Origin of the sequence: Serratia sp. T13T92 (assembly GCF_047530105.1) — a bacterium.
Taxonomy (GTDB): Bacteria; Pseudomonadota; Gammaproteobacteria; order Enterobacterales; family Enterobacteriaceae; genus Chania; species Chania fonticola.
In genome coordinates this window covers 1-20,215 of sequence record NZ_JBLJAK010000008.1, presented here as the reverse complement: position 1 = coordinate 20,215, position 20,215 = coordinate 1, and the positions used below count along the sequence as shown (strand labels likewise).

Annotated in this window: 18 protein-coding genes, 1 tRNA gene and 1 pseudogene; 14 read left to right on the top strand and 6 right to left on the bottom strand. The window is 51.6% G+C overall.

The genetic code is table 11. The annotated features are described in order from the left end of the window. Window positions 1-60: 60 nt before the first annotated feature. The 10 genes and pseudogenes from ACMV5I_RS10685 (at window position 61) to ACMV5I_RS10640 (ending at window position 9,342) form a co-directional block, all read left to right on the top strand. Window positions 61-1,464 (top strand): DNA circularization protein, encoded by a 1,404-nt coding sequence (locus ACMV5I_RS10685; RefSeq protein WP_414824304.1) that lies wholly within the window; start codon window positions 61-63, stop codon window positions 1,462-1,464. Beyond that, complete coding sequence (locus tag ACMV5I_RS10680) at window positions 1,461-2,528, top strand: phage baseplate assembly protein (protein WP_414824303.1); 1,068 nt, start codon at window positions 1,461-1,463, stop codon at window positions 2,526-2,528. Before ACMV5I_RS10685 ends, ACMV5I_RS10680 begins: the two co-directional genes overlap by 4 nt. Then, window positions 2,528-3,121, top strand: coding sequence for a phage baseplate assembly protein (locus ACMV5I_RS10675; protein ID WP_414824302.1), 594 nt, complete (start codon window positions 2,528-2,530; stop codon window positions 3,119-3,121). The genes ACMV5I_RS10680 and ACMV5I_RS10675 overlap by 1 nt, the downstream gene beginning before the upstream one ends. Beyond that, window positions 3,121-3,558: a phage GP46 family protein gene (locus tag ACMV5I_RS10670; RefSeq protein ID WP_414824300.1), complete on the top strand. Its 438-nt coding sequence runs from the start codon at window positions 3,121-3,123 to the stop codon at window positions 3,556-3,558. The genes ACMV5I_RS10675 and ACMV5I_RS10670 overlap by 1 nt, the downstream gene beginning before the upstream one ends. 3 nt (window positions 3,559-3,561) lie before the next feature. After that, on the top strand, window positions 3,562-4,710 hold the full coding sequence (locus ACMV5I_RS10665; RefSeq protein ID WP_414824299.1) for a baseplate J/gp47 family protein: 1,149 nt from the start codon (window positions 3,562-3,564) through the stop codon (window positions 4,708-4,710). Beyond that, window positions 4,707-5,381, top strand: coding sequence for a YmfQ family protein (locus ACMV5I_RS10660; RefSeq protein WP_414824298.1), 675 nt, complete (start codon window positions 4,707-4,709; stop codon window positions 5,379-5,381). Before ACMV5I_RS10665 ends, ACMV5I_RS10660 begins: the two co-directional genes overlap by 4 nt. A gap of 259 nt (window positions 5,382-5,640) precedes the next feature. Then, window positions 5,641-6,267: pseudogene (locus tag ACMV5I_RS10655) on the top strand (glycine-rich domain-containing protein); the annotation flags it as partial. Then, complete coding sequence (locus ACMV5I_RS10650) at window positions 6,264-6,482, top strand: hypothetical protein (protein ID WP_414824297.1); 219 nt, start codon at window positions 6,264-6,266, stop codon at window positions 6,480-6,482. The pseudogene ACMV5I_RS10655 and the gene ACMV5I_RS10650, both read left to right, overlap by 4 nt. Window positions 6,483-6,554: 72 nt before the next feature. Continuing rightward, on the top strand, window positions 6,555-8,414 hold the full coding sequence (locus ACMV5I_RS10645; RefSeq protein ID WP_414824296.1) for a hypothetical protein: 1,860 nt from the start codon (window positions 6,555-6,557) through the stop codon (window positions 8,412-8,414). 1 nt (window position 8,415) lies between these two features. Continuing rightward, the gene (locus tag ACMV5I_RS10640) at window positions 8,416-9,342 is read left to right on the top strand and encodes a hypothetical protein (protein WP_414824295.1); all 927 of its coding nucleotides are present in this window, start codon (window positions 8,416-8,418) and stop codon (window positions 9,340-9,342) included. Window positions 9,343-9,384: 42 nt separating this feature from the next. Here the strand turns inward: ACMV5I_RS10640 and ACMV5I_RS10635 are convergent, their stop codons facing one another. After that, entirely contained in the window at window positions 9,385-11,340 is a 1,956-nt protein-coding gene (locus ACMV5I_RS10635; protein ID WP_414824294.1) for an acyltransferase family protein, read from the bottom strand. Window positions 11,341-11,572: 232 nt separating this feature from the next. On the opposite strand from ACMV5I_RS10635, the gene ACMV5I_RS10630 reads away from it, so the two are divergent. Further along, on the top strand, window positions 11,573-11,974 hold the full coding sequence (locus ACMV5I_RS10630; protein WP_414824292.1) for a S24 family peptidase: 402 nt from the start codon (window positions 11,573-11,575) through the stop codon (window positions 11,972-11,974). Between the two features lie 116 nt (window positions 11,975-12,090). Here ACMV5I_RS10630 and ACMV5I_RS10625 read toward each other — a convergent pair. The 3 genes from ACMV5I_RS10625 to ACMV5I_RS10615 all read right to left on the bottom strand — a co-directional run bounded on the left by ACMV5I_RS10625 (window position 12,091) and on the right by ACMV5I_RS10615 (window position 14,265). Continuing rightward, a tRNA-Pro gene (locus ACMV5I_RS10625) sits at window positions 12,091-12,167 on the bottom strand. Between the two features lie 76 nt (window positions 12,168-12,243). Continuing rightward, complete coding sequence (gene yejM / locus ACMV5I_RS10620) at window positions 12,244-14,028, bottom strand: LPS biosynthesis-modulating metalloenzyme YejM (protein ID WP_414824291.1); 1,785 nt, start codon at window positions 14,026-14,028, stop codon at window positions 12,244-12,246. A 9-nt stretch (window positions 14,029-14,037) separates the two neighbouring features. Further along, window positions 14,038-14,265 (bottom strand): YejL family protein, encoded by a 228-nt coding sequence (locus ACMV5I_RS10615; RefSeq protein WP_021805879.1) that lies wholly within the window; start codon window positions 14,263-14,265, stop codon window positions 14,038-14,040. A 161-nt stretch (window positions 14,266-14,426) separates the two neighbouring features. Here ACMV5I_RS10615 and yejK point away from each other — a divergent pair, with 161 nt between their 5' ends. Then, window positions 14,427-15,431: a nucleoid-associated protein YejK gene (gene yejK, locus ACMV5I_RS10610; protein WP_024486230.1), complete on the top strand. Its 1,005-nt coding sequence runs from the start codon at window positions 14,427-14,429 to the stop codon at window positions 15,429-15,431. Window positions 15,432-15,578: 147 nt separating this feature from the next. On the opposite strand, the gene rplY is transcribed toward yejK, so the two are convergent. After that, window positions 15,579-15,863: a 50S ribosomal protein L25 gene (rplY, locus tag ACMV5I_RS10605; RefSeq protein ID WP_024486231.1), complete on the bottom strand. Its 285-nt coding sequence runs from the start codon at window positions 15,861-15,863 to the stop codon at window positions 15,579-15,581. Between the two features lie 150 nt (window positions 15,864-16,013). Next, the gene (locus ACMV5I_RS10600) at window positions 16,014-17,771 is read right to left on the bottom strand and encodes a DEAD/DEAH box helicase (RefSeq protein WP_414824289.1); all 1,758 of its coding nucleotides are present in this window, start codon (window positions 17,769-17,771) and stop codon (window positions 16,014-16,016) included. Between the two features lie 285 nt (window positions 17,772-18,056). Here ACMV5I_RS10600 and rsuA point away from each other — a divergent pair, with 285 nt between their 5' ends. Both rsuA and ACMV5I_RS10590 read left to right on the top strand, forming a co-directional pair. Further along, window positions 18,057-18,770, top strand: a complete 714-nt coding sequence (gene rsuA / locus ACMV5I_RS10595; RefSeq protein ID WP_021805876.1) for a 16S rRNA pseudouridine(516) synthase RsuA — start codon at window positions 18,057-18,059, stop codon at window positions 18,768-18,770. A gap of 30 nt (window positions 18,771-18,800) precedes the next feature. Then, entirely contained in the window at window positions 18,801-19,997 is a 1,197-nt protein-coding gene (locus ACMV5I_RS10590) for a Bcr/CflA family multidrug efflux MFS transporter (RefSeq protein WP_121607328.1), read from the top strand. Window positions 19,998-20,215 lie beyond the last annotated feature (218 nt).

Here is a 20,215-nt window from a genome sequence, read left to right as displayed (position 1 = left end):
ATTTCTATTGGAATGTTATTCTAACCCGCCATATGTGCGGGTTTTTTTGTGGGGGCAGTAATGGCACTAATTACAGAAGCATTGTCATCTCTGCTGGGTGGTGGCCAGGATTGGGATTGGCGTGGACACATTTATCCAGCCTCTTTTCGTGGCGTCCCGTTCGCCATCGTCAGCGGTGAAGGTGTGTATGGCCGCCGCCAGGCAGTGCATGAATACCCTTACCGAAATACCGCCTGGGTAGAAGATCTTGGGCGTGGGACGCGCAAGTTTACGCTTCGTGGTTTTATCGTCCAGGGCAGTCTGGTTTATGACGCCCCTGATGTGATGACGCAGCGTGATTCTCTTGTTGCAGCCTGTGAAATGGATGGGCCAGGGACGCTGGTACACCCAACGCTGGGAGAGCTTACAGTTAGCATCCCTGATGGTGGCCTGCGCTTGATGGAGGGGATGGAATCAGGGCGATCATTTGAATTTACCCTCACAGTTATCGAGTCCGGACTAAAAGTTTTTGCCATCACCAGCAGCACCCCAGCCAATTCTTTGGTTCAGGCTAACTGGTTGCGTACGGCATCTTCAGCGGCTGCGAAGTTCATTGGCACCGTGAAAGGGGAGTTGCGTACTGTTACACAGGCAGTAAAAACACTGAAGAACACCGCAGCGTTCTGGGGAAACATGGTCAAAAGTGCCACAAATGAGGTAACTAACCTCAGCAATGTGTTGCGCTCTACTTTTGGCAGCTCCCGCTATGGGCGGTACAACAACGGGACCGTGGGCGGAAGTATATCGGGGGCCACCGGCGCCATTACCCGAGAGGCAGACACCGATGATTACCCTGGGCTGGTAAAGCAAAAAATGGCGGAGGCAGTAACGGGCCGCGCGCAACTTTTGTCTGAAACAACCGCCTTGCAAAACACCACTTCCATCGAGGGCTTTTCACAAAGTGCCACAGCGATCGTCATGACGGTGGTCTCAGTGAGCGGTAGCGTTGAAGAAAAAATCAGAATGCTGGAGACATTGGCCGGCTACCGGAGCAGCACGTTCTATGCCACCAGTAGTGACGCTGCTATTTCTCTCAGTGCCAACATATTGTTGTGCGTGCTTTCAGCCGGAGCTATGGCAGCAGTTGCAGCAGACTATTCTCCTTCCAGTTATGACGATGCGATCGCTATGTTAAACCGCGTCTGCGACACGATGGATACCGTTCTGCTGCTGGCCGCAGATGCTGGGAATGATGATGACTACATCAATCTGCTAGAAACGCGAAATTCTCTCGTCGATGCCTTCACACTAAAGGGGGCAAAGCTGAGCGCGTTGACACAAATATCAATGAGTACATCGATGCCTGCATTGGCATTGGCCAACCGCCTTTATCAGGATGGGGCCCGTGGTGATGAGCTGATCCAGACTGTGCAGCCGCGGCATCCCGCTTTTATGCCCCTAACTTTTAGAGCGTTGAGAAAATGACCGATGAACTTACGTTGAAGGTGGGGAATAAGCTCATTCAGGGATGGGGAGAGATCCGGGTTACCCGTGGCATAGAGCGGCTCCCTTCTGATTTTGATTTGTCCCTGATGGACCATTATCCCGGCTCTGACGGGGAGGAACTGGTAAGGAAAGGTGACCCGTGCCAGGTCATGTTGGGCGATGACTTGGTCATGACAGGATATATCGACCGTTGGAACCCGGCATTGTCGAAATCTCGGCATGAGATAAGGGCGACGGGGCGAGGTAAATGTCAGGATCTGGTGGACTGTTCGGCTGAATGGCCTAACAACGTGATCAGCCAGGCCAACGCGCTACAAATTGCCCAGCGCCTGGCCGCGCCCTATGGCATCAATGTTTCCTCGGATGTCGAGGATATGGCGACGGTGCCGCAGTTTACCCTGAACTGGGGGGAGTCTTCGCAGGAAGTGATCGACAGGATCAGCCGGTGGGCCGCGCTTCTCTATTTTGACATGCCAGATGGAAATCTTCTGCTAACTCGAGTGGGCACTCGGAAAGCGGCCAGCGGCGTTGCACAGGGGGAAAACATCGAATATGCCTCATTCACAGACTCGATGGATGAACGGTTTTCCGATTATATCGGTGTTTCGATGTCCACTACTCCGGTTGCTGAGTTCTCCCCGAATGCGGGTTATGACGCGGTGACGCTGGCCCGGGCACAAGATCCCGAAGCGGCGAAGATGCGGTATCGAAACCGCGTCATCATCGTGGAAAGCACCATGATCGCCAACCAGCAGGCGCAAAACTGCATTGATTGGGAAATGAACCGGCGCTTTGGCCGCTCAAGGCAGTTGCAGGTGACCATCGACAGCTGGCGGGACAAGAGCGGCAAGCTGTGGGAACCCAATACACTCATCCCTATCAGTTTGCCAATATTTGGCCTGAAGGATGAGCTCTGGATCCTGGCGGAAGTGACCTTCATGCGTGGTGAGCAGGGGACAGCAGCCAGAATGGTTTTGATGCCACCGGCGGCGTTTGCAGTTCAGCCTTACGCATTCTACCGCCAGCTTCAGGAGGTCAACTGATGTCTGATTTTACAGGGCAACTGAGGCAATTAGGGCGCCGGGTTTCAATGATGCTCGGGATCGGGCGAATTACGGCGCATGGTGATGCTGGGGGGGTGCAAAAAGTACAGTACCAAACCCCCTTGGAGGTACGCGACAGCACGCCGCGCATGGCCGAGTTTGGGTTTTCCTCTGGCTTGCCGGTGGGTACGGATGTCGTGATTGGTTTCCTTGGTGGTGATCGCTCCAGTGCAGTCATCATTGCCAGCAATAATCAACAGTTCCGCCACTCTGATCTGCTTTCCGGTGAAACGGTGATTTATAACCAGTGGGGCATGTTCATCAAGCTGACGGAAGCAGGTATCGAAATAGAAGCCAACAGCAAGGCCGTTACGGTCAGCAATGCAACGCAGGTAACCATCAATGCTACCGAGGGGGTGTTGATGAATACGCCGACCGTAAAGGTTACGGGTGACATCATCGACAACTGCGAAAGCAATACCGCGACCTTAAAACAACTTCGAGATGCCCATAACGACCATGATCATGTTGTCCGGAATGTTCAGGGCGGGGATGAAAATAAAACCAGTGAAAAACCAGGGGAGCAAGTGTAATGAGTGATATCAGCTCCTGGTGGGACGTTGATCAGCTCAGGGCTGATTGGCGAGAAGGCCGTGGCGACTTGCTGGAAGGCGATGATCTCCAGACGGCAATTATTATTAGCCTCTTCACTGACCGCGTGGCCCGCGCAGATGATGATATTGATGGTGATGATAGCCGCGGCTGGTGGGGGAACTCAGGGGCTGAAACGGAGATCGGTTCACGCTTATGGCTTCTCCGTCGGCAAAAGCTGACAACTGCTGTAGCACTCAAAGCGGAAGACCATTGCCGTGATGCCTTGAGCTGGCTGATCTCTGACGGTGTGGTGGGGTCAATCGAAACGGCGACCCAGATCGTTCATCCGCGCCGCCTTAATATTGTGATCCGCTATTACAGGCCAGGTAACAGCAATAGCACGGACTTGCGTTTTTTTTGGGTATGGGAGCAATGATTTATGCCATTCAAAAGGCCTACATTAACCGAGCTACGCGATAGAAACCGTGTTCAGCTCGAATCTGAGTTAAGAAAGACCGGATCCCTGCTTCGTTTCTCCAATATGCGCATCCTTGCAGATGCTGACGCGGGCTTGTCTCATCTGCATTACGCCTACCTCGATTATATAGCGCAGCAATCCACACCCTACACCGCTACTGATGAATGGCTTTCTGGTTGGGCAGCGATGAAATCTGTCTATCAGAATGCGGCTAAAGCTGCACATACTGCGGAATATCAGTTTAGCGGTACCCCAGGCGCTACGGTCGATAAGGGGGCTGTACTTAATCGCGGGGATGGGTACCAGTATCGACTGGATGCCGGGATAACCATTGGCCCTGGTGGTACCGGTGTAGGCGCATTGACGGCCATATTGCCGGATATTATGTCGGACTCGTCTGGTGGAGGTATATCAGGTAATGCTGATGCTGGCACTATCCTTACGCTTGACGTTGCGTTACCGGGTATTGAATCCAGTGGAGTGATGGTGGAACCCGCGGTCGGTGGGGCGGATATTGAGGAGCAGGAGAGCTTCCGGGCTCGCATGCTGCTGGCCTATCAAAACCCACCCCAGGGTGGTAGTGATACAGATTATAAGCAATGGGCTCTCGCTGTACCTGGTGTAACCCGCTGCTGGGTAAAGCGCCGCCTGATGGGCGCAGGCACTGTTGGCGTATACATCATGTGTGACGGCAACGATGAAACTAACCACGGTTTTCCGGTGGGCACTGACGGGATCAGCCAACTCGATGATTGGGGGGCAGTAAAAGCAACAGGGGATCAGGGGCGAGTTGCCGACTATATCTACCCGCTGCAACCCGTAACGGCGCTTGTTTACCTTTGCTCTCCGGTTGAAAAGGTTATCGATTTTGAAATCAGCGGGATTAGCCATGTCGGTAGCGATGTCACAACAGCCATTAATGCCGCGATCGATAATGTCTTCTTTGAAAGCGGCAATCCGGACGGATCTGGGAAGATTTATATTTCTGATCTGAACAGGGCTATTGGTGATATCGAAGGAACTGCAGGGTTTATCCTGGTGTCGCCCAGTGTGAACATTCTCCTGGGCGTTGGTGAGCTTCCTGTTCGCGGCGAGGTGATCTATACATGAGACAGTATCCTGCCGAAAGCTACAGCCAGGCACTGCAATCATTAATTCCTTTGGGGTTAGCCTGGTCACGTGAACCTGGTGCCGTTCAAACTGCAGTGATACGAGCGCTGGCAACCAGTTTTCAGCGTAGTGATAGTGACGCGATTTCCCTCTTAAGCGGCGGGTTCCCCGCAACAGCAACCATTTTATTGCCCGAGTGGGAAAATTCGCTTGGATTACCTGACGATTGTTCTATCGGCGAGGTGGATACGATCGCCAAGCGTCAGGCGGCAGTGGTTTCGAAACTGATCAGCACCGGTGGCCAGTCTAAATCGTATTTTATCGGCATAGCGAAAGCACTGGGATACACAATAACGATTAAAGAGTTTAGGCAGGCGCGCGCAGGGCTATCGGTGTGCGGAGATGGTCTAAATGGTGATGACTGGCCATTTGTCTGGATGGTTGAGGCTGAGGGCGTGTCAGTCACTACCGCTCAAGCAGGGATAAGTTATTGTGGTGACCCCCTGCGTTCTTGGGGAAATAAGCAACTTGAATGCACTATGAATGCATTATTACCATCTCATACCATTGTTAAGTTTGGTTATATCTATTTTGGTTTTAATGATGAAGGTGTTTATGACGTAACGCCGGAATTTGCAGAAATGTTTGACGTCTCATCTGAATACCTTTAGTTAACAAATTCAATTAATATCGCTCTTCGAGTGAGGATCCCTCATGCAAAAAGTAGGAAGCACCACAGATACAGCAGATGCTAATGGTGAATGGACAAATGGGAATGTTGCACAGGGCGTGTCGCCAACTATCATTAATGCCGCTATTTTAAATACGCATCAGCGAGAGTTAGTAAATATTGTTGAAAGTGCAGGTATATCGCTCGATCCTAATGATGATGGTCAAGTTTTAAAAGCTATCAATAAATCAGTAGGTGGTGGTCGGTTGCTCAATACGCTGTCATTCAGAACATCGGGAACGTATACGCCAACACCAGGAACCAAGAAAATCCGCATCACAATGACTGGCGGCGGTGGAGGCGGAGGTGGGTGTCAGGCATCAAGTTCCTCAGAAACATTTTCTGGGGCTGGTGGTGGTGCTGGGGGAACTATAATAACGACGTTCCTGCTGACCGGAGCTACTAGCTACCCCGTAATAATTGGTGCGGGCGGTGCTGGTGGCAATGGTGCTGCAAATGGTTCAGATGGTGGTGCAACAACTTTCGGTTCTCTGGTAGCCGCCGGTGGAGGCGGTGCGGGTAAGTCCAGCGCTTCAAATACTGCAGGAGGTAATGGAGGCGTGCCGCTTACGGGAGATATTCGAATCGCAGGTGGCTACGGAAACGATGGCCAATCAGGTGTGTTATTCCTTACAGGTAGTGGGGGCGCGTCCTACTTTGGTGGCGGAGGCCGGTCTGGGGCTGGTGCAGGAACAGGGGGCGGCGGGGTGAATGGCAGCGCGCCAGGGACCGGCGGAGGCGGGGCATACGACCCGGCATACAGTGGGTTATCGGGGCGAGGCGGTAATGGTGCTGCGGGGATTGTGATTATTGAGGAACTATCATGATACAAACAGATAATTATGCCATGTTAGAAACTGATTCCAATTACGTTGAGAATACGATTGTCGCAGATAATAATTTCTCAGTTGTTGGTTTTAAATTAATAAAAATAGAGGTTGATACCTTTTGTCAGTCCGGTATGTATTTTAATGATAATGATGATTTATTTTACGATGATGAAAATTTCACCAGTATAAATAATAACCCAGCAAGCAAGTAATAACACTTCATTTTCAATAGTTAATACTTAAGTTATTAATTTTATTCGTCAAGAAAATGAATAAGAGGACATATGGCTGAGCGCTATAACACCAACAACCCACGCCCTTCTAACAGCATGAAGGACCTTAATGATAATGCACTGGCATACGATGATTTTATCAATAGTGATGCTGATGATGCTGTAGACCGATTTGGCAAACCATTCCCTACAGTACGAAACCAAGTTGCACTTCGCATTGACGAGTTGGTAGGGGCCAGCCAGAACGCGATAGAGTCAGCCGAGATTGCAAAAGCGGCGGCGCAGAATGCCACGATTACAGCAAATATTTATCCATCAGTTGCCGCAGCCCAGGCAGCCATCACAGCCGGTACTATCCCGCTAAATTCGATGTTCAACGTTTCCGTGCCTGTGGGAGCTGTTCCCCCGAGATTTGCAGACCAGTATCAGAACGTAGCAGGAGTGGCCACGGCAACCGGTGTGAGCTATCCGAGCTCAGAATCGCTGAATGAAGTCACTAAATTGATTAACACCCAAGATTCAGAGAGCGTTGCATTTTCGTTTGAGGATTCTCTCGGGCGCTCATGCGCCATAATTTACGGAGATGGGCGATTTCTTTTGCCTTTGACAATCCAAGAGGAAGTGAAATCAGCCAAATCCGCAGACGGTTGGGTTTGGACGGTTAGAGGGGATAACGGAAATATTCTGGCAGGGTTCAACGATCGCGGCGAGGCTGTCGGATTTTACACCCCACCAGTTGAAGCAAACGCACCAGTAGCCAGAAACGAATCATTATTTATAACGCCGAACAGTTTTGATGGTGCAACACAAACAGATCGAATAAAAGCTGCTCTGGATTTAATTGAATTTAACGGTGGTGGGACGCTGACGCTGGGCATCGATACTGTTACTGCGCCAAACACGAATACTTGGCTTATATCTGAGTCCTTGTTACTTCCTGACTATACGACGTTGTACATCGATAACGCCAAGTTAAAGCTTCAGAATGGTGTGTTTGATAACATCATCCGTAACAAAGGCATTGTGGTTGATCCAGACAATCCATATAGCTACGCCTTAAAGCTTAATGAGAATAGAGGAATAAAGATAAAAGGCAGTGGTATTACAACTGCGTTCATAGAAGGTCCTGACGTTCCATACGTAGCACCGCATCCGGTCACTGGTGGGGCGCCCGTTGCGTGGGTTGGTGATGCTTATGGCTGGCGAACACTCGGCATCTTGCTCGCGAACACGAAAGATTACGAAATTTTCAATTTTAAAATGCAAAAAACAACCTGCTGGGCCATTTCTCAAGAACATGGCTGCGATGGGATGTATTTGCATGATCTTGACTTCAACACAACCGTTAAAAATGGGGACGGCATAGACTTCAGAAAGGGGTGTTCAAACGGAAGGGTTGAGAGAATAACGGGAACAACAGCTGATGATACGATAGCTATGACAGCGCTGCTGAACTTTATCGACACCTATCCATCAGGAAACTATATTTATCCGCTGCAAGTCGGTGGCGATAAGCCTAGTCCACTGGGTGACAATATTACTAATATTTCTATCTCTGGAGTATCAAGTAAGTCAGCGCATAATCAGGTTCGTATTTTGCCAACTGGCGGATCGGTGATTGATACTGTGAGCATTTCTAATATTGAAGATACTGCCGCAACGGGTGGGAGCCAAGTATTGGTTTCCACTTCCTCGTCATACGGCAGGCCTGCATACTTGACAGATATGCGGAATATTGTAGTGAACGGCATTAAATCTAATTTCTCTCAAAATCCGCTGACCATCAGTGGTCCATTGATTAATGCCAGATTCAACTTTATTCAACAGGCTAAAGCAGGCGGTAATCTTTACGTTCAAAGTTCCGCATTCCCGTATGTCAATGTTTCAATTACTAACGCAAAGGCTGTTTAACATGGCGACAAAAATAATTGCCTCAGGAACTGTTTTCACAAACTTTATCGGCGCCGATCGCCTGCTCGGCATGTACCCTGGTGCGGCCGCTGCTTACAGTTTGCGCCAGGTGGGTAGTGGTATTTATGCCGGGCCACTCGTCACCATTCGTCGATCTTCTGACAACTTAACCATGGACTTCTACGCGGTTAACAACGCCGTTAGTATCGATGACGTCAAACTGTTCGTCGGTAGCGGGGATGGGACGGTAGTAACTCTCTATGACCAAACCGGCAACGGCTTACATGCAACGCAACCAACTGCCGGATTCCAACCTAAAGTGATATCCGGCGGCACACCGGTACTCCTTAACGGCAAACCATCAATCATGTTCGATGGTGTCGATGATTTCCTTTCTATTCCCCAGGCTCTGCCCCAGCAGTTCAAAGCGGCAAACGCAGAGCTCTCGATGTTCTTTGTTGCAGAAACAAAGACGACTGCATCGTTTACCGTTCTCTCAATGGCCGCCAGGGATTCAACAGTAGCAAATGATAACGATCTGCTGCTGTTCCAGTGCAACGGCCAGTATTCCGGGGTGAATGGGGGGGTGGGGATGTTCTTGCGTATTGTTCGAACATCAACAGCGATAAAATCCGTCGTATCACCAACAGCCTTGAAAATTGCAGGTCGTTCTGGCGGGGTGATCCGCTCTGGATTAACGGCCTATGCTATTGATGGCTCTGCGGTGGGAACTCCAGGTGATATGAATGCTATCGCAATGCACTTGGAGCAGGCGACGATTGGCGCTACGCGTAGGGGGATAAACCCAACTACTGAGGGCTCAAACCCCAATAGTAAAATCGCTGAAATCGTCATCTATCCAAGTGATAAAGGGACGGTTAACCAGGGGATCATTGGGAATATGGCAAGCTATTACAACACCATTTGAAGAGAAAGGGCCGGGAGATACCCGGCCAGATATTGCTGTTGCTTAGAACATTTTCTGGAACATGGGAACAAGCAACTTATTCCCATACTCACTTAAATGGTCATCATCGTAATAGATTGGCCTACCATCATGTACGCTTTCACATGTACCATTTTTGCACAGCAGAGGTAATGGGTTAAGTATCTTTACGCCACACTTTTCTGCTGCCTTGTCTTGGGCCGCCCATACAAACGAGTGACGCTTCATGTAATCTGTTTCGCTTAAAGAAATATGTGGTGTTTCCTTGCCAAACATCATCGCTCTAGATAACGTTTTTGGAACATCAAACATCATCTCCGGGATAGGGCGAACCATAAACACCGGGCGAGTTGCAGCAATTTCGCATGCCGTATCAATCAGCCCCTTTTCAAATTCACTCAAAAATTCAGGGGTTGGTGTGCGGTAAACGGAGGAGAAGTAGACGATTGGCGTATTCATCTTTTCTACAATGTTATGTTGTCCAAATGCATATGCTGAAGTTCTGTTTATGATGACCACAGGAATGGATTTATCCATAGTGGAAAGCTTCTTTTTTTCCCACTGATTGTACTCAAAGCAATGTTGGTTATCAGGGGCTTCACCTGGAATAACTTTCGCACTATAGATGGTTGGGCAGTTCGCGTAAGTCAGGTCTAACACGCCATCCTTCTTTGAAGGAAGTGCGGCCTCAACCGCAGTTGTCATAGCGTCAGCATGGCTATCACCAACAACAATCGCCTTGATATCACTCCCACCATACACACAGGCATTGGAGGTTGAGCCTGATGTCGAGAAGCACTTATCCCGGTTAGGTTTGATGTTGTAGCTTTCGTTTGCGATGAGATCAATCTGCGCAGGGACGCGGCTTGAAAAATTAAATTTATAGATGGCGAGTGATGCTGCGCTGATTATCACCATGCATAGAGCTATTGTTAATGCGTTGCCCCATGGTGTTTGTTTTGATAACCCTTTGCGAGTTGGGTTTTCAATCAGGCGGAGGGACAGCTCGCCAAGTACGAGGCTGACGATGATCCCGATAACTATCCACTGCCACTGGTGCGCAGTTTCAGTGTATGTCAGCAAAACTACTACCGGCCAATGCCAAAGATAGATCGAGTAGGACGACACGCCCAGTCGTTCTGCTATGAAATTGGACGTAAACATTGAGTTTTGGCGGGCAGCGCCGAGGACGAGCATTGCCCCTATAACAGGAACTGCTGCATACAGGCCTGGCCACGCAAGTGAAGGACTAAAAAGAACAATTGACGCAATAATTAGAATAAAGCCAAGTAGCTCGATCTGTTTGGCTTTGGGCGCTGAAAGTGTGCTATTGCGCGTTACCCACCATACTGCCCCGCCAGCCAGCATTTCCCATGCACGGGTAGGCAATAAGAAAAATGCAGCTGCTGGCGTTTTAAAGGCCAGATAGCTTGACAGTGCAAAGGAAAGAATGCAGCCAGCAAAAATAACGAATTTAATCCCATTCGTTTTCCAGAAACGCCACATCACCATGAGGGCGATCGGTAATATTACATAGAACTGCCATTCAACGGATAAAGACCAGGTATGAAGTAGCCATTTCTCATGCGACGCAGCATCGAAGTATCCAGCCTCTCTCCAAAACTTCACATTTGAAATGAAGAAAATCGCTGATAATGCATGAGTAGCGAGAGTTTTATAGTCTGCTGTTGGCAACCAAAACCAACCCAAGGCCAGCAAGCATAGACACAAGGCAAGAAGTGCGGGAATTATCCTTCTTGCTCGCGCAAGGTAAAACTTCCAGATTGAAAATCTGTCTGCCTCGAGGCCGTTGACGATGATTTGCGTCATCAAGAAGCCGGAGATGACAAAGAACACGTCTACACCGACAAACCCACCACCGAAGCCAGGAATGCCAAAATGAAACAGAACAACAGCAACGACAGCCCAGGCTCTCAGTCCGTTGATGTCATGCCTAAAGGCTCGTGCATTAGAAGACATAATGATGCTCATTTAACTAAATAATAGGTATTTTGCTACAAAACCAAGCAATTGCCCACACCCATGAATTTTTATAAGATTTAAGCTACCCAGTAATAGACTTCGCTGAGCGGTAAACTTTCTTCCCTTCCCGATCAGCACCATACCATTCACCTGCAAAATCGATCTTCACACACATAATTCACTACGTTTATACTGTATGCATAACCAGTAATTGTTGTGTGAGGATTGTATGGCATCAAAATTCCCCAGCCCGGCGCAAGACTATGTGCATAGCCGTATCAGCTTTGACGAGTTGTGCGGCACCAGTAAGGCATCTGTGTATCTCGTTACTGCAAAGGGCGGCGCGTTGATGGCAGGCATCCATCCTGGTGCGACGCTTGTCGTTGATCGCTCGCTCACGGCGGTAGACGGCAGCGTAATTCTTGCTGTGGTCGGCGGTGAGTTTGCAGTTAGGAGGTTGCGCCTGGTTCCGGTTCGATGCCTTGAATATCTCGATGGGTCAGGGAATGTGACCATGATAGACGAGGTGGATGATATTACTGATGACGTTGGGGCGGTTGAGGTGTTTGGCGTGGTCACGTATGCGCTCAATGACATGAGGACGTGCGAGTTTGACGACCTTGTTGTTTAGCGCTCATGGCGTGGCTAACGTCGGCAATTTTACCACCATTTTACCATCATTTTACCATGTGAATATTTTGTTAATAAAAAAACCAACCATAAGTGGTTGGTTTCTCTATCGAATATTGGTCGGCATGAGAGGATTCGAACCTCCGACCCCCGACACCCCATGACGGTGCGCTACCAGGCTGCGCTACATGCCGACGCAGAACCCTATACTACCGTTTTCAGATGTAAATTCAAGCAGCTACCTCACCGATTGCTCTAGATTTAAGCAGTTTAGTTGGCGATAAAGCGTTTTACATCGGTCAGCACCTGTAACAGCAGGGCTAGCTGGGGTTTCTCGTCTTTGATCTCGTTATCGTCTTGATCGTAGGCACGGTAGGTGCCATTGCCATCCAATGTCAGCGTCTGTGTTGGCGTGGTGATCACCAACTGGCTGCCGTCACCGGTGGCGAGCCAATTGTTTTTACGCTGTGCGGCAAACAGATCTTCGCCCTGCGAGTAGTCATTAGCCGGTGTTTTCACATGCAGCAGACGTTGCATCAGCGTACGCATTACATCGTTATGATTGGTCAGCTTATTGATGGTTTGTGCTGGGGTACCAGGCCAGTGAATGACCAACGGAACCTGCAACTGGCTGCGGTTAAAGCTGCTGCCCGCTCCCCAATTGCCTTTGCCGGTATCGTTGAACTCTATGCCGTGCTCGGCGGTGATCACCACCACGGTTTTATCCAGCAGGCCTTTTTCTTTCAGCGTTGCCAGCACCTGATCAATCTGGGCATCGACGTCTTTTGCGCCTGTACGATAGAGCTGGGTAAAGGCTTCCGGCGAGAGCTTGTTGTCGCCTTCTGGGAATTTTGCACCGCTGAAATTGATATAGGAGAACCAAGGGCTATTCCCGCTCTGAGTGGCCAACCAGCTCTGCCACTGATGCGTGGTGGCAGCATCGCTCTGCACGAACGGTTCCGGCGGGAGCGAGAAATCGGTCAATAGTGCCTGGCGGTAAAGCGTGGCGTTGAAACCGTCTGAAGAGAACAGGCCAAACTGATAGCCTTGATCGCTCAGTGCACTAATCAACGCAGCCGGTTTGCGCCCGGCCAGAATGCCATCCAGATAGGTAGGCGAAATACCGTAGAACAGGCCAAACAGGCCGGTGTCCGCATGGTTACCGGAGCTGTAATGGTCGCTGAAGCGGATATTTTCCTGGGCAAAGCGGCTCAGGCCGGGCATGTCTTGCGCCAGATCCTGGGTACGCACGCCGTTAACCACGATCATCAGCAGGTTGTAGCCGCTGCCTTTATCACTGTAGTTCAGGCTATTGAGCGGGTATTCAACGGCCGCCGCTTCTGGATTGCCCTGTTGCATCAGGCGCCGCTCATATTCTTGCTGATCGAGCAGGCCGTGTTTTTCCAGGAACTTACGCGCGGTCATGGGGTAAGAGAGCGGCAAGTTGGCGCGCTGCATGGTGATCGGCCGATAGAAATTGGCATCCGCCCAGATATAAATCAGGTGCGAAGCAAAGAACGAACAGATGAACAGCACCGCCAGCGGCTTACCGAAGTTGCGCCGGTTCAGGCTGCGCAGTTTCTGCCAGCTCCAGGTGGCAAACAGCATTTCAATCAGGAATATCACCGGTACGGCGATAAACACCAGTTGCCAGTCGCGCGCCAGCTCACTTTGGTCCGGGTTGATGACCAACTCCCACACCACCGGATTAAGGTGCAGGTGGAAGTGGGTAAACACTTCGCTGTCGACCAGCAGCAACGTCAGCCCGGCGGTGGCCAACGTCGCGGAAATAAATCGCAGCAGGCGCTGCGACATCACCACAAAGGTGAGCGGGAAGATGATCAGCAGGTAGGCGGCAAAGACAATAAAGCTGAACTGCCCAATCAGGCTGACCAACGCATAGACTCGCCCCAGCAGTGAGGACGGCCAGTCGGTAACAAACAGGTAGCGGCTGCCCAACCCGATACTGAGCAGAATATTAAATAAGGCGAACCAGTGCCCCCAGCTAATCATCTGGGAGACTTTTTCACGATAACGCTGACGGTTTGTCACCATAAGTAATTATTAATGCGCTTTATCTTCACGGATAGAAGCCTGCAGGGCTTCAGCAAACGATCTGGCCAGTGTCTTCCGCTGTGCGGGAGCAATACTGGTGTTGATCAAATTGGTTACCATGTTGCCCAGTACCATCAAAGAGAGATCGGTGGGAGTATGGTGTTTTTCCAGAACGTTGACCAGCTCAGAGAGCAGTTGTTCAACGTGTTCGTCACTATAACGAGATGATTGTGGCATAAATATTGTGCTCAAAGCTCGACAAAGTCCCATATCTTACCGTATGGGGCCGTGATTTTCCGCTCTTTTATAGCGTGAAGATCGTTAAGGCATTGCCATGCCCGTTGTCTTTCGGCTTCGTCAGTGCTTGAATACGCGCTCAAAGAACAGGAGGATTGATCATGAGTCTGGATATCGAGCAGATTGCACTGCACCAGTTGGTAAAACGCGATGAGCAGACGCTGGAAGTGGTGTTGCGCGATTCCCTTCTTACCACCAATGCGGCGGTGGAAGAGATGATGGCAGAGCTGCATCGCGTTTACAGCGCCAAGAGTAAGGCTTACGGCCTGTTCAACGAGCAGAGCGAACTGGCGGACGCGTTGCGCAACTGCCGTAAGGGTGATGACGACTTCCTCGCATTTAGCCGTGCTGCCACCGGCCGTCTGCGCGACGAGTTGGCCAAGTATCCGTTTGCCGACGGTGGCGTGGTGCTGTTCGCCCATTACCGCTATCTGGCGGTGGAATACTTGCTGATCACGGTGCTGAACAGTTGCAACAGTACGCGTGTCAATGAAGAGTTGGATATTCGCACCACCCACTATCTGGATATCAACCACGCGGACATTGTGGCGCGTATCGATCTGACCGAATGGGAAACCAACCCGCAATCGACTCGTTACCTGACATTCCTCAAAGGGCGGGTAGGGCGCAAGGTCTCCGATTTCTTTATGGATTTCCTGGCGGCGTCAGAAGGGCTGGATACCAAAGCGCAAAACCGTGGCTTGTTACAGGCGGTGGATGATTACTGTGCCGATGCTCAACTAGGCAAACACGAACGCCAGACGGTACGTCAGCAGGTTTACAGCTACTGTAATGAGCAGTTGCAGGCCGGTGAAGAGATCGAGCTGCAGGAGTTGTCGAAAGAGATAGCCCCGGTGGGCGAGAAGGATTTCCTGCAGTTTTCCAGCGAGCAGGGTTACGAGCTGGAAGATAGCTTCCCGGCGGATCGCGGCACGTTACGCCAATTGACCAAATTTGCCGGCAGCGGCGGCGGTATCAGCCTGAACTTTGATGCGATGCTGCTGGGGGAGCGGATTTTCTGGGATGCGGCCACCGATACCCTGACGATCAGAGGTACGCCACCGAATCTGCGCGATCAGTTGCAACGTCGCACGGGCGGCAAATAAGTTAAGCGGGTACAGCATGTTCGACCGAAGGGGCGCCGCATGCTGCGCCCGTTTAACCGCCTCTGCATTGTCATGTAGCGGCCAATAAAAAACGCCGCAATTGCGGCGTTTTTCACTTCGGCGTCCCGAAAATCGATAACGTAGCGATTAAACGCGAACGAAGTCGATGTGAGCCAGTTTTGGCTTGAACGGGTGACGCTGTACAGCCTGAACCTTAACTTTGGTTTCTTTACCGTCGACAACCAAAACTACTGCTTCGCTGTAGAATTCTGGTTTAACTTCCATGTTCTTTACAGAATCATGGTCTAGTTCGATAGCAATCGCAGCTTCTTCGCCACCATAGATGATAGCTGGGAATTTGTTTGCTGCACGCAGGCGGCGGCTCGCACCCTTACCCTGGTCTTTACGTACTTGTACGTTGATAGTGAACATTGTTTTTTCTCTTAAAAGAAAATTTACCCTGCTACAGGCGACCCAGTAACAGGCTCGATAACCTGCTTTCACACTGGGCGAACCCAGGTAAAGCGGGCGGCATTTTAACGGAAAGCCGCTCTCCGGGCAATGAAAACCTGCTGCACGGGCTTAATACAGCTCATTGGCGCGGCGAAAGCGGCCCTGATAATCAAAAACTTTTTCACGTATCTGCCAGAACTGGCCGCGTTTGCGCGCGACGACGAAGTCTGGATAGCGCAACAGCGCCTGCTGAGCCAGAATGTCCGCCGCGTTTTGCCAACTGAAGGGGACGCCTGGTGCCCGTTGGTGCGGGCGCAGGAACAGCATCTCGAAGGCCTTGCGTTGTGCGGGCGTTTGCAGGCGGAACCGTTCGCTGGTGCTGGTGCCATCTTCGTCATAATAGGTGGCTTTCAGCCATTCCCCTTTGTCGTCCTTGCCGCTTTGCAGTTCCATTCCGCCGCAGCGCAGGACTAGCGCATCCTTCAGCTTCAATGCGGCCTTCAGCATATCGTCCGGATCGACCAATACTTCCTGACACTGATGGCAGCGGCGTGCCGCAATATCGTTCTCTGCGCCGCAGTGCGGGCAGCATTTGAAACGGAAGCGGTAGTCACACTGCTCGCGATGCCCTTCATCATCTTCCAGCCAGCCCTGACAGCGACGGCCATAGTGCTCGATGATGTCGCCGTTCTCGGTGCATTTGCCCCAAAACAGGTTGGCAAAACCGCAGCCAGGGCAAAAGACCTGCACCGGTTGGCTGTCTGAGTGGGGTTTGCTAACGCCCACTTCCGGCGTGAACAAATCGTGGGGATTGCCGGCATAGTCCAGGATCAGGCAGTCGGTCTTGCCTGGGGCCAGCCGTAAACCGCGCCCGACGATCTGCTGATACAGGCTAACGGACTCGGTGGGGCGCAAAATAGCGATCAGATCGACATGCGGCGCATCGAAACCCGTCGTCAGCACTGCCACGTTAACCAGATAGCGCAATTGCTGTTGCTTAAAAGCTTCGATCAGCGCGTCACGCTCGCCTGGCGGCGTTTCGGCACTGACCAGAGCCGCTTCCCCACCTGGTAACAGGCCATACACTTCACGGGCATGCTCGACCGTGGAGGCAAAAATCATCACGCCTTTGCGGGTTTCGGCGTATTCGACGATCTGGCTGATAATGTGTGGCGTAATGCGGTTTTGCTGTTTCAGCTCACGGTTAAGATCCACTTCGCTGAACAAGCCGTTGCTTCTGGCCTCCAGGCGGCTGAAATCGTACTGTACGATCGGCATATCCAGCCGTTCTGGCGGCACCAGGAAGCCGTGTTTAATCATATAGCGCAACGGCAGTTCATAAATGCAGTCGCGAAACAGGCTGTTGCCGTCGCCACGGGTGATGCCGTGGTAGTGATATTGATAGATCCAGCCTTTGCCCAGCCGGTAAGGGGTGGCCGTCAGGCCAAGCAGGCGCAGTTGCGGGTTGGTTTTTTGCAGGTGTTGAATAATCTGTTGGTATTGGCTGTCGTCATCGTCGCTGATGCGGTGGCATTCGTCGACGATCAGCAGGGAAAATGCGCCGTCGAACAGCGATAGATTACGTGCTACCGATTGCACGCTGCCAAACACCACCTTGCCGCTGCTCTCTTTTTGCTGAAGCCCGGCGGCGAAGATGTCGGCCTCCAGGCCGTAAGCGCAGTATTTGCTATGGTTTTGCGCCACCAGCTCTTTAACGTGGGCCAGCACTAATACCCGGCCACGGGCGCGTTTTGCCAACTCGGCGATCACCAGGCTTTTGCCAGCGCCGGTTGGCAGCACGATCAGGGCCGGTTCAGGATGCTGGCGGAAATGCTTGATGGTGGCGTCGACCGCTTCCAACTGATAGGGGCGTAGGGTAAAAGCCATGCGTTAGTACCGCTCGCTGAAGTGGGCCGTAACATTCCACTGAAATTGTGACATTTTGCTCCTCAGACGGCGGAAAAATTTCTATTATTATGCCCTCTGCGGCTACGCAGTGCGAGAAGCATGGAAATTACCCCTGTTATGGCATCGTTTCCGTCGCTATACTAAGCGGCTTCCCTACGCGAACATCCTCTTCGAACCTGTTTTTTGCACCTGGTGCGACAACGGGGCGTCATATTTAGCAACCAGATCAATGCGATCATAACAACGACAGGCAAAGCAGATTCAATGCGACTGGACAAGTTTTTATCTCAGCAGTTGGGTATCAGCCGTGCGCTGGTAGCGCGTGAACTCCGTGCAAAACGTGTCACCGTAGACGGTGAAGTGGTCAAGAGCGGGGCGCTCAAGCTGGCTCCGGAACAGGAAGTGCGGTTTGATGGCAACGTGTTGTCGCAACTGAACGGGCCACGTTATTTCATGCTCAATAAGCCACAGGGTTATGTGTGCTCTACCGACGATCCGGATCATCCAACCGTGCTCTATTTCCTGGATGAACCCGTCGCGTACAAGCTGCATGCGGCAGGGCGGCTGGATATTGATACCACCGGCCTGGTACTGATGACCGATGATGGCCAGTGGTCGCACCGTATCACCTCACCGCGCCACGAGTGTGAGAAAACCTATCTGGTGACGTTGGAACATCCGTTGGCCGCTGATACCGCTCAGCAGTTCGAGCAAGGCGTGCAGCTGCATAACGAAAAAAATCTGACCAAGCCTGCGAAGTTGGAAAAAATCGAAGATACCCTGGTGCGCCTCACCATCAGCGAAGGGCGTTACCATCAGGTGAAGCGCATGTTTGCAGCCGTGGGTAACCGGGTCATCGAATTACACCGTGAGCGCATTGGCGCCATTGTGCTGGATGACGATTTGGCTCCGGGGGAATATCGCCCGCTGACCGAAGAAGAGATTGCCAGCGTAGGCGCACCGCACCTGCTGGATTAATTTTTGCGACCGACCAAGGAGTCGTTGAACGTGCAACAGAACCGGACCTCTCACCTCGGTTTGATCTTTATTCTGGGCCTACTGTCCATGCTGATGCCGTTGGCGATCGACATGTACTTGCCCAGCATGCCGATAATCGCCCAGGAGTTTGGCGTGGAGTCTGGCCGGGTGCAGATGACGCTCAGCGCCTATATGCTGGGCTTTGCCGTGGGCCAATTGTTCTATGGGCCGATGTCCGACAGCATTGGCCGCAAACCGGTGATCCTGTGGGGCACGCTGATTTTTGCTATCGCCGGTGGGGCCTGTGCGATGGCCCAATCGGTAGAGCAACTGATCAACCTGCGCTTCCTGCACGGGCTGGCCGCAGCGGCGGCAAGCGTGGTGATCAACGCCCTGATGCGTGACATGTTCACCAAGGACGAGTTCTCACGCATGATGTCGTTCGTGATCCTGGTGATGACCATTGCGCCATTGCTGGCTCCGATGATCGGTGGCGTGCTGCTGCTATGGTTCAGTTGGCATGCCATCTTCTGGACCATGGGGGCTGCGGCGCTGTTGGGGTCGGTACTGGTGGCGTTCTTTATCAAGGAGACGTTGCCCAAGGAGCGGCGGCAAAAATTCCATTTGCTCACCACGCTCAGGAATTTCGGCTCGTTGTTCCGCCACAAACGTGTGTTGAGCTATATGCTGGCCAGTGCTTTCTCGTTTGCCGGGATGTTTTCTTTCCTCAGCGCCGGGCCGTTTGTCTATATCGAGCTGAATAACGTTTCACCGCAGCATTTTGGTTATTACTTTGCGCTGAACATCGTGTTTCTGTTCCTGACGACCCTGATCAATAGCCGCAACGTGCGCCGCCTGGGGGCGGTTAAAATGTTCCGCCTAGGCCTGTTTGTGCAATTGACGATGGGGGTGTGGTTGCTGGCCGTCACCGCCAGCGGACTGGGTTTCTGGGCACTGGTGCTCGGGGTGGCGGTTTATCTCGGCTGCATCGCCATGATCTCGTCTAACGCAATGGCGGTGATCCTGGACGATTTCCCCCATATGGCGGGAACAGCCTCTTCGCTGGCTGGGACGTTGCGCTTCAGCATAGGCGCGCTGGTCGGGGCAATACTGTCCTTGGCCCCAGGTAAGAGCGCATGGCCGATGGTTTCATCTATGGCCCTGTGCAGCATCGTGGCGGTGCTGTTCTATTTTTATGCCAGCCGTCCGCGCAATAATCCTGCCTGATTTGCCCCTCACCCTAACCCTCTCCCACAGGGAGAGGGGACCGATCGAGTTGTTTTATCGTTACTGAGATCACCTTGCCCCTTTCTCCTGAAACCAACCACACACCGGAATAACTCCCTCCCCAAAATGGAGAGGCGGCCCAAATATGCCATATGTTAAATCCTGCACCTGATTACAGCTCCGTGCCAGTTCCCTCTCCTTGGGGCTGTCTCTTATAC